The following is a 12,674-nucleotide window of genomic DNA, read 5'->3' on the forward strand; positions in this document are numbered from 1 at the left end:
GCCCCTCGGCCAGATGCTCTTGGACAATTTGTCGTCGAAGCTCATCGCTGTACTTCGTCATGAAAAACACCCCAAAGGTCGGATCAAAATCCAACTTTTGGGGTGCAGTTCAGCGGCACTGGGCCGCACGGGGCGTTTCGGCGATGCGCCGCGCGCGGCGCTTACGAGCGCTGCGGGTTGACCTTGTCGTCCTTCGAATGCAGCTTGTTCAGCGCGGAGATGTACGCCTTCGCGGACGCGGCGACGATGTCCGGATCAGTGCCGACGCCATTGACGATCCGCCCGCTCCTCGACAGCCGGACGGTCACTTCGCCCTGCGCCTGCGTACCTGTCGTGATCGCGTTCACCGAGTACAGCAGCAGCTCGGAACCGCTGCCGACTTCGCCCTCGATCGCGTTGAACGTCGCGTCGACCGGACCGTTGCCGCGCGCTTCGCCGGTCACTTCCTTGCCTTCGACCGCGAACACGATCTTCGCCTGCGGCTGCTCGCCCGTTTCCGAACGCTGCGACAGCGACACGAACTTGAAGTGCTCCTGCTCGTGCGCGAGCGCCGATTCCTCGGACACGATCGCGATGATGTCCTCGTCGAAGATCTCGGACTTGCGGTCGGCCAGATCCTTGAAGCGCATGAACGCGGCGTTCAGTTCCGCTTCGCTGTCGAGCGACACGCCGAGCTCCTGCAGGCGCTGCTTGAACGCGTTACGGCCCGACAGCTTGCCGAGCACGATCTTGTTCGCGGTCCAGCCCACGTCTTCCGCGCGCATGATCTCGTAGGTGTCGCGCGCCTTCAGCACGCCGTCCTGGTGGATGCCCGATGCATGCGCGAACGCGTTCGCGCCGACCACGGCCTTGTTCGGCTGCACGACGAAACCGGTGATCTGCGACACAAGCTTCGACGTCGGCACGATCTGCGTCGTGTCGATGCCGACGTCGAGGCCGAAGTAGTCCTTGCGCGTCTTCACGGCCATCACGATTTCTTCCAGCGACGTGTTGCCCGCGCGCTCGCCGAGACCGTTGATCGTGCACTCGATCTGACGCGCGCCGCCGATCTTCACGCCGGCGAGCGAGTTCGCGACGGCCATCCCGAGGTCGTTATGGCAGTGCACCGAGAAAATCGCCTTGTCCGAGTTCGGAATGCGTTCGCGCAGCGTCTTCACGAGGTTGCCGTAAAGCTCCGGCACGCCATAACCGACCGTGTCGGCAATGTTGATCGTCGTCGCACCTTCGGCAATCACGGCTTCCAGCACGCGGCAGAGGAAATCCAGATCGGAGCGGCTGCCGTCTTCCGGCGAGAATTCGACGTTGTCGGTGAACTTGCGCGCGAAGCGCACCGCGAGGCGCGCCTGCTCGAACACCTGGTCGGGCGTCATCCGCAGCTTCTTTTCCATATGCAGCGGCGACGTCGCGATGAACGTGTGGATCCGGAAGCTGTTGGCCGGCTTCAGCGCGTCGGCCGCGCGCTGGATGTCCTTGTCGTTGGCCCGGGCCAGCGAACAGATCGTGCTGTCCTTCACGAGACCGGCGATCGTGTGAATCGCGTCGAAGTCGCCGTTCGAGCTGGCCGCGAAGCCAGCTTCGATCACGTCGACCTTCATCCGCTCGAGATGCTTCGCGATGCGGATTTTCTCTTCCTTCGTCATCGACGCGCCGGGCGATTGTTCGCCGTCACGCAACGTCGTATCGAAAATGATCAGCTTGTCTGTCATGGGGGGCTCCAGGGCTCTTTATACGGAAGTCAAACGTAATGAGATCGCGCCACCGCTGGCGACGCTCAACAACAGACGAAGCTTGACGGAGGGCGAGAACGGTCAGCGCGGCAGGCGCGCCAACGCTAGCGCGCGTAGCGGCGCACCGGCTAGAAGGAGGGAGAGGCGGGGAAATGCAGTCATGCCGAAGACTATAGCGGCATTCCGCTGGACGCGCAATCGGACGGCACCCGGGCGCTCCGGGCCGCCCCATTCAAACAGGGGCAAATGAAAACGGCGGCCTCGAAGCCGCCGTTTCCGGTCAAATCGCGTATCGGGTCAGTGATCGCGCTGCGACGAGCGCGCCGGGTTCGCCCGCCCGCGGATGGCCATATAGCCCCAGAACACATAGCCGGACAGCCCATACAGCACGAACAGGCAGAACAGCATCAGCGGCGGATCGGACGACACGAGCACGAACGCGACGACGACGAGCAGGATCGCCGCGAACGGCACGCGATGCCGTACGTCGAGCGCCTTGCCGCTGTAGAACGGCGCGTTGGACACCATCGTCACGCCCGCGTAGATCGTCAGCACGAACGCGACCCACGGCAGCCAGCCGAGCTTCATCGGCACGCGGTTGTCGGTCGCGAGCCACACGAAGCCCGCGATCAGCGCGGCGGCGGCCGGGCTCGGCAGCCCCTGGAAGAAGCGCTTGTCGACGACCCCGATGTTGGTATTGAAGCGCGCGAGACGCAGCGCGGCGCCCGAGCAGTAGACGAACGCAGCGAGCCAGCCCCAGCGGCCGAGATCCTTCAGCACCCACTCGTACATCACGAGCGCGGGCGCGACGCCGAACGACACCATGTCGGACAGGCTGTCGAACTGCTCGCCGAACGCGCTCTGCGTATGCGTCATGCGCGCGACGCGCCCGTCCATTCCGTCGAGCACCATCGCGACGAAAATCGCGATCGCGGCGATCTCGAAGCGCACGTTCATCGCCTGCACGACCGCGAAGAAGCCGCAGAACAACGCGGCGGTCGTGAACGCGTTCGGCAGCAGGTAGATGCCGCGCGTCTTCAGGAAGCGCTGGCGCGACGCGCGGCGGCTCTCGATGGGCACCGGATCGGGCGCCATCCCCTTGTTGCGGCGGAACGGGCGTGGCGTCTGGCTGGAGCCGTTGCGCGGCCGGCGCGGTTTGAATGCGGCCATCGTGCGCCCCGCCGCTTACTGTTCGAGCTCGGCGAGGATCGTCGACGACGCGTAGACCTTCTCGCCGATCGACACCTTCGCGCGGCTGCCGATCGGCAGGTACACGTCGACGCGCGAACCGAAGCGGATGAAACCGTAGCGCTGACCGCGCGACAGCGGCTCGCCGGCGCGTACGTAGCAGAGAATCCGGCGGGCAACGAGGCCGGCGATCTGCACGGCAGTGACGGTCTTGCCGCTCGCCGTCTGGATCACGACCGCATTGCGCTCGTTCTCGGTCGACGCCTTGTCGATCGCCGCGTTCAGGAACGCGCCCGGGAAGTATTCGACCTTGGTGATCGCGCCATCGACCGGCGAACGCTGCGAATGGACGTTGAAGACATTCATGAACACGCTGATCTTCAGCGCTTCGCGGTTCGCATACGGATCCTGCGTGGTCTCGACCGCGACGATGCGGCCGTCCGCCGGGCACAGCACCGCGTTCGGCTGCGCCGGGATCGGGCGCTGCGGATCGCGGAAGAACTGGACGACGAAAGCGAGCAGCAGCCAGAACGGCCACGCGAAGCCGAAGCCCCCGACGGCGTGGATCAACAGCGCGATGACGGCAGCAATCGCGATGAACGGCCAGCCTTCGCGCGCGATGATCGGATGAGGATAGTTCATGGATTCGTTCTGTGTTCGGTGAATTGCAAAGCCCGTAGCATAACAAAAGCCGCCCGGGGCACTGCTGCCTTCGGACGGCTTTTTGATGCCGACCCTTCACTCGAAGGGCCGGAACAGCACGCGGTGCTTAGTTCTTCGACTGGTCGACGAGCTTGTTCTTCGCGATCCACGGCATCATCGCGCGCAGCTTCGCGCCGACCTGCTCGATCTCGTGCTCGGCCGTCAGGCGGCGGCGCGATTGCAGCGTCGGAGCGCCTGCCTTGTTCTCGAGAATGAAGCTCTTCGCGTACTCGCCCGTCTGGATGTCGGTCAGGCACTGCTTCATCGCCTTCTTCGTCTCTTCCGTGACGACGCGCGGGCCCGTCACGTACTCGCCGTACTCGGCGTTGTTCGAGATCGAGTAGTTCATGTTCGCGATGCCGCCTTCGTAGATCAGGTCGACGATCAGCTTCAGTTCGTGCAGGCACTCGAAGTACGCCATTTCCGGCGCGTAGCCCGCTTCGACCAGCGTTTCGAAACCAGCCTTGATCAGCTCGACGGTACCGCCGCACAGCACGGCCTGCTCGCCGAACAGGTCGGTTTCGGTCTCTTCACGGAAGTTCGTCTCGATGATGCCCGCACGGCCGCCGCCGTTCGCTGCCGCGTACGACAGCGCGATGTCGCGTGCCGCGCCCGACTTGTTCTGCGCAACCGCGATCAGGTGCGGCACGCCGCCACCTTGCGAGTACGTGCCGCGCACGGTGTGGCCCGGTGCCTTCGGCGCGATCATGATCACGTCGAGGTCGGCGCGCGGGATCACCTGGCCGTAGTGGACGTTGAAGCCGTGCGCGAATGCCAGCGCCGCGCCCTGCTTGATGTTCGCGTGCACTTCCTTCGCGTACACGTCGGCGATCTGCTCGTCCGGCAGCAGCATCATCACGACGTCCGCGCCCTTCACGGCTTCCGCAACTTCCTTGACCGACAGGCCGGCGTTCTCGGCCTTGCTCCACGACGCGCCGCCCTTGCGCAGGCCGACCGTCACGTTCACGCCGCTTTCCTTCAGGTTCAGCGCGTGTGCATGGCCTTGCGAGCCGTAGCCGATGATCGTGACTTGCTTGCCCTTGATGAGGGAGAGGTCAGCGTCTTTGTCGTAGAAAACGTTCATGATGGTTCCTTCGCTAATTCAAAAAATTCAATAATTCGTTCAGATGGAGTACTGCGGGCCGGGACATGACGGCGCACCCGGCGTGCCTTTGGGCATCACACCTTCAGGATGCGCTCGCCGCGTCCGATGCCGGAGCTGCCGGTGCGCACGGTCTCGAGGATCGCGCCCGCGTCCAGCCCCTGGATGAATGCGTCGAGCTTGTCGCTCGCGCCCGTCAATTCGATCGTGTAGGTCTTTTCGGTCACGTCGATGATGCGGCCGCGGAAAATGTCCGCCATCCGCTTCATTTCTTCGCGCTCCTTGCCCACTGCACGTACCTTGATCAGCATCAGCTCGCGTTCGATGTGTGCACCGTCGGTCAGGTCCACCACTTTCACCACCTCGATCAGGCGGTTCAGATGCTTCGTGATCTGTTCGATCACGTCGTCGGAGCCAATGGAAACGATGGTGAGCCGCGACAGCGATTGGTCTTCGGTCGGCGCCACCGTCAAGGTTTCGATGTTGTAGCCGCGTGCGGAAAACAGACCGACCACGCGCGACAGCGCGCCCGGTTCGTTCTCCAGCAGGACGGAAATGATGTGTCTCATGTTCGCTTCTTCCAGAATGTGTCCGTGTCGATTCACTCGCGCCGCGCGCCGCCGCGTGCCGCACCGCCCTTCGTGAAGGCGGCCGCATCCGGGCCCGCGCGCGTCGCGCCGTTACAGATCTTCCGATCCGAGCAGCATCTCGGTGATGCCCTTGCCGGCCTGTACCATCGGCCAGACGTTTTCGGTCGGATCGGTCTGGAAGTCGAGAAACACGGTGCGATCCTTCAGGCGCAGCGCTTCCTTCAGCGCCGGCTCCACATCCGAGGTCTTTTCGATCCGCATGCCGACATGGCCGTACGCTTCGGCGAGCTTCACGAAATCGGGCAGCGCATCCATGTACGAATGCGAATAGCGCTTGCTGTATTCGATCTGCTGCCACTGGCGAACCATGCCGAGGTAGCGGTTGTTCAGCGAAATGATCTTCACGGGCGTGTCGTACTGCAGGCAGGTCGACAGTTCCTGGATGCACATCTGGATCGAGCCTTCGCCCGTGATGCACAGCACGTCGTCGTCCGGGTGCGCCATCTTGACGCCCATCGCTGCCGGCAGGCCGAAGCCCATCGTGCCGAGGCCGCCGGAGTTGATCCAGCGACGCGGCTTGTTGAAACGGTAGAACTGCGCAGCCCACATCTGGTGCTGGCCGACGTCCGAACACACGAACGCATTGCCGTCCGTCAGTTCCCACGCCTTCTCGACCACGTACTGCGGCTTGATGATCTCGCTTTCGCGGTCGAACTTCAGGCAGTCCTTCGAGCGCCAGCCCTCGATGTCCTTCCACCATTGCGCGAGCGCCTCGGTGTCGGGGCCATGCTCGGCCGTCTGCAGTTGCTCGATCAGCTCCTTCAGCACTTCCTTCACGTCGCCGACGATCGGGATATCGACCTTCACGCGCTTCGAGATCGACGACGGGTCGATGTCGATGTGGATGATCTTGCGCGGACGCGACGCGAAGTGCGCCGGGTCGCCGATCACGCGGTCGTCGAAGCGGGCACCGATCGCGATCAGCACGTCGCAGTGCTGCATCGCCATGTTCGCTTCGTAGGTGCCGTGCATGCCGAGCATGCCGAGGAATTTCTTGTCCGACGCGCGATAGCCGCCGAGGCCCATCAGCGTGTTCGTGACCGGGTAGCCGAGCAGGTCCGCGAACTGGTTCAGTTCACGCGACGCGTCGGCGAGGATGATGCCGCCACCCGTGTAGATATAGGGACGCTTCGCCGTCAGCAGCAGCGACACGGCCTTGCGGATCTGACCCGAATGGCCCTTCGTGACGGGGTTGTACGAACGCAGCGACACGCTCTTGACCGGCACATACTCGCACGGCGTCTTCGAGATGTCCTTCGGGATGTCGATCAGCACCGGGCCCGGACGGCCCGTGCGGGCGATGTAGAACGCCTTCTTGACGGTTTCCGCGAGGTCGCGCACGTCCTTCACGAGGAAGTTGTGCTTCACGCAAGGACGCGTGATGCCGACCGTGTCGCATTCCTGGAATGCGTCCTGGCCGATCGCAGCCGTCGGCACCTGGCCGCTGATCACGACCATCGGGATCGAATCCATGTACGCCGTTGCGATGCCGGTCACCGCGTTGGTGACACCGGGGCCGGACGTCACGAGACAGACGCCGACATTGCCGGTGGAACGCGCATACGCATCGGCTGCGTGCACGGCCGCCTGTTCGTGGCGCACCAGCACGTGCTGAATCTTGTCCTGCTTGTAAAGCTCGTCGTAGATGTAGAGAACCGAGCCGCCGGGGTAGCCCCAGATGAATTCGACGTTTTCGTCGGCCAGTGCCTTCATGAGCACGGTACCGCCGATGGAGTCGCTATCGGGAGGGGAAAGGGGTTCCGACGTGGAGAATTCCGCGCTGGGCATGTTCATTTTGACCTTTCGAATTTTCGGCAAAAAATTGATTGGGTGCTCTCTGCCGGGCTTGTGGCTCGGGTTCAAGCGGCGCGTCCAGTTTGAAGGGCGGGCTTCTTGGGCCAGCCTCAAATGAGACCATCACTTCATGTTGCGAATCATTGACGATAGCGGGTCATGATTGGGGCGTCAAGCAAAATATCCCGCAGCGCATCATGCGCGCCGCCCGGCACCCCGCCGCCGCGGCTCGCGCGCAACGCGCGGCGGCCAACCCGGTGCCAATCGGCACGAAAATTTGATAGCATCCGCGGGTTTTACGAAATTTTTCGACCTTTCACACGCCGCAGTCCGCAGCGCATACCTTTACGGAATGGCATCAGACAAGGAACTCGCCGACTTTCTGGCGGGCGTCGAAAGGCGCGCGTTCAAGCAGGCTGCGTACGCCGTGCGTGACGACGATGCGTCGCTCGACATCGTGCAGGACGCGATGATCAAGCTTGCGGAGAAGTACGGCGACCGGCCGGCGGCCGAATTGCCGCTGCTTTTTCAGCGGATCCTGCAGAACGCGATCCACGACTGGTTTCGCCGGCAGAAAGTCCGCAACACCTGGGTTACGCTCTTCTCGTCGCTGAACAACACCGACGACGACGACTTCGACCCCCTCGAAACGCTCGAATCCGCGGACGACAACGCGGGTGTCGAGAGCAGCGAGCACCGCCTCGAACGAGAGCAGGTTCTGGCCCTGATCGACGAAGAAATCCAGAAACTTCCGGCACGTCAACGGGAAGCGTTCCTGATGCGTTATTGGGAAGATATGGATGTCGCCGAGACTGCCGCCGCGATGGGGTGCTCCGAAGGCAGCGTCAAGACGCACTGCTCACGAGCCACCCACACCCTGGCGCACGCGCTCAAGGCCAAAGGAATCACGCTATGAGCTTCGCTCCCGCAAATCGAGAACACGAATTCGCGCTGAAGGTGCGCCGCGCGCTGGACGAGCACGCGGCCGCTCTGCCAGCCGAGACCACCGACCGGCTGGCCGTCGCCCGTCGGGCTGCGCTCGCGCGCAAGAAGCCCGAAGCCGCGACCGCGCCGGTGTTCGTGCCGGCCTTCGCCGGCGCGGCCGGCGGCGCATTCGGCCCGGCGCCCACGAGCCGCCCGCAGGCGTCGCTCGCGCGCCGCCTGCTGCGCGCGTGGCCGCTCGCGCTGCTGCTCGCGGGGCTCGTCGGCATCGCCTACTGGGAAGACCTGCAGCGCACCGCCGAACTCGCCGATATCGATGCGGCGATGCTCAGCGACGACCTGCCGCTCAACGCGTATCTCGATCACGGGTTCAACGCGTATCTTTCGCGCGCTCACTAACAGACAATAACGAGGGGATCGCACGGGTGAGTCAGAAGCGCGGCCTGGCCGTATTTTTCGGATGCGTGATCGCGATCGCCGTTTCCTACGTCGCCACCTATTCGCGATTCAACCCGCCCCCCGCGACGACCACCGTCGCGGCCAGCAACCCTGCCGCGCCCGCATCGGCCGCGACCGGGCTGAGCACCGACCTCACCCCGCTGCCCCTGCCGCTGCCGGCCGCCACCGGCCCGCTGTCGTGGGCGCGTCTCACGCCGGCGCAGCACGCGGCACTCGCGCCGTTCGCCGACCAGTGGGACGGCTTCAGCGATGCCCGCAAGCGTAAATGGCTGAAGATCGCATCGCGTTTCGCGAAATTGACGCCCGATGATCAAAAGCGTCTGCAGGACCGGATGGCCGAATGGGCGCGCATGACACCCGACCAGCGCCGCGTCGCGCGCGAGAACTACCAGAGCGCGAAGGAGCTTTCCGCCCAGGCGCGCGAGCGCGCGTGGAAGGCCTACCAGCAACTCCCCGAGGAGCAGAAGGAACGTCTCGCGGCTGCCGAGCGCCGCCGCCGGCCGAGCGTCGTCAGCGCGCCGCCGACCGTCGCCGACCGTGACGTCCGCCGCCTCGTCAATTCGCACGAACACCCGGCAAGCGGCGCGGCCGCCGCGACGGCGCCCGCATCGGCCGGCGCCGCCGCGACGCCGGTGCCCGCGTCGTCGACGGCCGGCACCGCTTCCGCACCGGCCGCCGTCGCGCCGGTGTCGCCCGCCGACGCACCTTCGCTGTTCAAGGGTTCCTGAGCGACCGTGGCGAACGCCCCCGCACCCGAGACACCGGCCGCCGCGCCGTCCGTGCGGCGGCGCCTCGCCGCGCTGCTCTACGAAGGCGTGCTGCTGTTCGGCGTCGTGTTCTTCGCCGGGCTCGCGTTCAGCCTTGCGACGCAACAACGCAACAGCCTCGTCCACCACAACCTGCTCGCCGCCTGGATCGCGCTCGTCGTCGGCGCGTACTTCGTCTGGTTCTGGACGCACGGCGGCCAGACCCTGCCGATGAAGACCTGGCGGCTGCGGCTCGAATCGTCGAGCGGCCGGCCGTTGAGCGCGGCCCACGCGCTCGCTCGTTATGCGCTCGGCTGGCTGTGGTTCCTGCCGCCGCTCGCGCTGCATCCGCTGCTCGGCCTGTCGGTACCCGTCACGCTCGCGCTCGCCGCCGCGTGGATCGTTGCGTGGGCCGGCGCCGCCCGGCTGCATGCGGGCCGCCAGTTCCCGCACGACCGGCTCGCGCGCACGCGCGTCGTCGCCATGCCGCGCTGACACGCCAACGCGCCGCATTCGCCAGACGAAAGCCATTCACCCAGGCTTCTCCCACCCGATCTGACGACCGGTCGGACAACCGCCGGCCGTTCGGTGCGGCAGATTACACAACACCCTTTCATTCACTGCTAAACACCCTGCAACGGTCGTAATAAGAACGTCTCGTGACTGTCATGGCACAGTCACGCCCGCATGGCGGAATGCCGGTAATGTCAACCGGCGCGAGTCATGCATGGGCCAGAAATCGTCCGCGACCTCCCTCTTCCGTCACCCGATCGGCGCCCGCGCCGTCACCGCCTTCCTGTCCGGCTCGGCCGCAGCCGATGACCTGGCATCGCAAGAACCACCTGCCGAGCACGTCACGCCGCACGACGACCCCGACTCGTCCGCGCATCGCTATCGCACCATCTGGCTGTCCGACATCCACCTCGGCTCGAGCGGCTGCCAGGCGCCGTACCTGCTCGACTTCCTGCGCCACAACGATTCGGAATACCTGTACCTCGTCGGCGACATCATCGACGGCTGGCAGCTGAAGAAGGGCTGGTACTGGCCGCAGGCGCACAACGACGTCGTGCAGAAGATCCTGCGCAAGGCGCGCAAGGGCACGCAGGTCGTCTACATCCCCGGCAACCACGACGAAGGCGCACGGCAGTTCTGCGATCTCGCGTTCGGCGACATCCAGGTGCGCGGCGAGGCGTTCCACACGACGCTCGCGGGCAAACGTTTGTGGATCGTGCACGGCGACCTGTTCGACGGCGTGATCCAGCACGCGAAATGGCTCGCGTACCTCGGCGACACGCTCTACACGCTGATCCTCGTGCTGAACCGCTGGTTCAACCGGATCCGCAGCCGGCTCGGCTTCCAGTACTGGTCGCTGTCGCAATACCTGAAGCACCAGGTGAAGAACGCGGTCAACTTCATCTCGCAGTTCGAAACCGTGATGACCGACGAGGCGCGCCGCCGCGGCTGCGACGGCGTCGTGTGCGGCCACATCCACAAGGCGGAGATCCGCGACATCGACGGCGTGCTGTACTGCAACGACGGCGACTGGGTCGAAAGCCTGTCCGCACTCGTCGAAACGATGGAAGGCGAACTGAAGATCGTCTACTGGACGGTGATGCGCGCCGCACCGTCGGAGACCTCGTCGCGCAAGGCCAAGGCCACTGCCTGACACAACTCTACTTACAGGACAATGCCGCGATGAAGATCATGATCGTCACCGACGCGTGGGAACCGCAGGTCAACGGCGTCGTGCGCACGCTGAAGAGCACGGCGCGCGAACTCACCGCGCTCGGCCATCGCGTCGAACTGCTGACACCGCTGGAATTCCGCACGGTGCCCTGCCCGACCTACCCCGAGATCCGCCTGTCGATCCTGCCGTACCGCAAGCTGCGCGCACGGATCGACGCATTCGCGCCCGACGCACTGCACATCGCGACCGAAGGCCCGCTCGGCCTCGCCGCGCGACGCTATGCACGCTCGCGCAAGCTGCCGTACACGACCGCGTACCACACGCGCTTTCCGGAATACGTGCAGGCGCGCTTCGGCATCCCGCTGGCCGCGACCTACCGCTTCCTGCACTGGTTCCACGGCCCGTCGCTCGCGGTGATGGCGCCGACGCCGGTCGTCAAGGACGACCTCGAGAAATTCGGCTTCACGAACGTCGTGCTGTGGACCCGCGGCGTCGATCTCGACGTGTTCCGGCCGATGGAGTCGAAGGTGCTCAACACCGCGCGGCCGATCTTCCTGTACGTGGGCCGCGTCGCGATCGAGAAGAACGTCGAGGCGTTCCTGCGCCTCGACCTGCCCGGCTCGAAGTGGGTCGCGGGCGAAGGCCCCGCGCTCGCCGAACTGAAGTCGCGCTATCCGGAGGCGAACTATCTCGGCGTGCTGTCACAGGCCGAGCTCGCGAAGGTGTATGCTGCGGCCGACGTGTTCGTGTTCCCGAGTCGCACCGACACGTTCGGCCTCGTGCTGCTCGAGGCGCTCGCCTGCGGCACGCCGGTTGCCGCGTATCCCGTCACGGGCCCGATCGACGTGCTCAGCGGCGGCGACGCGGGCTCGATGCACGAGGACCTGCAAGAAGCCTGCCTCGAAGCGCTGAAGATCGAACGCACGACCGCGCGCGCGTGGGCGGAACGCTTCTCGTGGCGCGCCGCATCCGAGCAGTTCGCGTCGCATCTGAAGCCGCTGCCGAAGACCGCGTACTCGCCAGCCGAAGGTGCCGCCGTTTGAAACGAGACCTGAACGACAAAACCCCGCCCCCCGCCGCGCCGCAGCATCGGCACCGCCCGTTCGACGAGGACGAGCCGCACGCCGAAGCGGACGTGCACGCGCACGAACCGCTCGGCCCCGACGATCAGCTGACCCCGCTGCCGCCGAACCCGTACAAGCGCCACCGCGGCATCACGCGCGCCTGGTACGCACTCAAGCATTCGCTGAACGGCTTTCGTGTCGCGATCCGCGAGGAAAGCGCGTTTCGCCAGGAGCTCACGCTCGCCGCGCTGATGCTCCCGATCGGCGCGTTCGCGCCGGTGCCGGCCGCGTCGCGCGCGCTGCTGATCGCCTCGGTGCTGCTGGTGCTGATCGTCGAGCTGCTGAACTCGAGCGTCGAGGCCGCGATCGACCGCATCTCGCTCGAACGCCATGAGCTGTCCAAGCGCGCGAAAGACCTCGGCAGCGCGGCCGTGACGGTCGCGCTGTTCGCGTGCGTGACGACGTGGGGCTTCGTGCTCGGCCCCGTCGTCGCACACTGGCTCGGCTTCTAGACGGCTGCCCGGCGGGTGCCCCAGGCACCGCCCGCGTGCGGCGCTGCACCATGCGCCGCGCGGGGCCGCGATCACGAAATGCGCCCGATGTGGCGAAACCC

General features: G+C 65.3%; 14 protein-coding genes. 8 read left to right on the plus strand and 6 right to left on the minus strand.

The features are described 5' to 3' along the window. Positions 1-181: hypothetical protein (locus ACTRWB_RS33870; protein WP_446904451.1), on the plus strand; the 181-nt coding region annotated here is incomplete at its 5' end. On the opposite strand, the gene ACTRWB_RS33875 is transcribed toward ACTRWB_RS33870, so the two are convergent. The 6 genes from ACTRWB_RS33875 to ACTRWB_RS33900 form a co-directional block, all read right to left on the minus strand. Next, on the minus strand, positions 162-1,706 hold the full coding sequence (locus ACTRWB_RS33875) for a 2-isopropylmalate synthase (protein ID WP_048249346.1): 1,545 nt from the start codon (positions 1,704-1,706) through the stop codon (positions 162-164). The genes ACTRWB_RS33870 and ACTRWB_RS33875 overlap by 20 nt on opposite strands. A gap of 318 nt (positions 1,707-2,024) precedes the next feature. After that, on the minus strand, positions 2,025-2,897 hold the full coding sequence (gene pssA / locus ACTRWB_RS33880; protein ID WP_129512616.1) for a CDP-diacylglycerol--serine O-phosphatidyltransferase: 873 nt from the start codon (positions 2,895-2,897) through the stop codon (positions 2,025-2,027). Positions 2,898-2,912: 15 nt separating this feature from the next. Continuing rightward, positions 2,913-3,557 (minus strand): phosphatidylserine decarboxylase, encoded by a 645-nt coding sequence (locus tag ACTRWB_RS33885; RefSeq protein ID WP_048249343.1) that lies wholly within the window; start codon positions 3,555-3,557, stop codon positions 2,913-2,915. Positions 3,558-3,684: 127 nt separating this feature from the next. Next, positions 3,685-4,701, minus strand: a complete 1,017-nt coding sequence (gene ilvC / locus ACTRWB_RS33890) for a ketol-acid reductoisomerase (RefSeq protein ID WP_048249341.1) — start codon at positions 4,699-4,701, stop codon at positions 3,685-3,687. 95 nt (positions 4,702-4,796) lie between these two features. Beyond that, positions 4,797-5,288, minus strand: coding sequence for an acetolactate synthase small subunit (gene ilvN, locus ACTRWB_RS33895; RefSeq protein WP_011352712.1), 492 nt, complete (start codon positions 5,286-5,288; stop codon positions 4,797-4,799). 111 nt (positions 5,289-5,399) lie between these two features. Then, complete coding sequence (locus ACTRWB_RS33900) at positions 5,400-7,163, minus strand: acetolactate synthase 3 catalytic subunit (protein WP_048249340.1); 1,764 nt, start codon at positions 7,161-7,163, stop codon at positions 5,400-5,402. Between the two features lie 352 nt (positions 7,164-7,515). Here ACTRWB_RS33900 and ACTRWB_RS33905 point away from each other — a divergent pair, with 352 nt between their 5' ends. The 7 genes from ACTRWB_RS33905 (at position 7,516) to ACTRWB_RS33935 (ending at position 12,573) form a co-directional block, all read left to right on the plus strand. Continuing rightward, on the plus strand, positions 7,516-8,079 hold the full coding sequence (locus tag ACTRWB_RS33905) for an RNA polymerase sigma factor (protein WP_048249338.1): 564 nt from the start codon (positions 7,516-7,518) through the stop codon (positions 8,077-8,079). Then, positions 8,076-8,504 carry a DUF3619 family protein gene (locus ACTRWB_RS33910; RefSeq protein ID WP_129512617.1) on the plus strand — a complete coding sequence of 143 codons (429 nt, stop codon included), beginning with the start codon at positions 8,076-8,078 and terminating at the stop codon, positions 8,502-8,504. Before ACTRWB_RS33905 ends, ACTRWB_RS33910 begins: the two co-directional genes overlap by 4 nt. Positions 8,505-8,530: 26 nt before the next feature. Further along, entirely contained in the window at positions 8,531-9,292 is a 762-nt protein-coding gene (locus ACTRWB_RS33915) for a DUF3106 domain-containing protein (protein WP_446904452.1), read from the plus strand. Positions 9,293-9,298: 6 nt separating this feature from the next. After that, a complete protein-coding gene (locus ACTRWB_RS33920; protein ID WP_446904453.1) occupies positions 9,299-9,805 on the plus strand; it encodes an RDD family protein in 507 nt (168 codons plus the stop codon). Between the two features lie 232 nt (positions 9,806-10,037). Beyond that, positions 10,038-10,976 carry a UDP-2,3-diacylglucosamine diphosphatase gene (locus ACTRWB_RS33925; RefSeq protein WP_048249332.1) on the plus strand — a complete coding sequence of 313 codons (939 nt, stop codon included), beginning with the start codon at positions 10,038-10,040 and terminating at the stop codon, positions 10,974-10,976. 29 nt (positions 10,977-11,005) lie between these two features. After that, positions 11,006-12,040 carry a glycosyltransferase family 4 protein gene (locus ACTRWB_RS33930; protein WP_129512621.1) on the plus strand — a complete coding sequence of 345 codons (1,035 nt, stop codon included), beginning with the start codon at positions 11,006-11,008 and terminating at the stop codon, positions 12,038-12,040. Continuing rightward, positions 12,037-12,573: a diacylglycerol kinase gene (locus ACTRWB_RS33935; protein WP_193098769.1), complete on the plus strand. Its 537-nt coding sequence runs from the start codon at positions 12,037-12,039 to the stop codon at positions 12,571-12,573. Before ACTRWB_RS33930 ends, ACTRWB_RS33935 begins: the two co-directional genes overlap by 4 nt. Positions 12,574-12,674 lie beyond the last annotated feature (101 nt).

Source organism: Burkholderia sp. YIM B11467 (genome assembly GCF_052952715.1).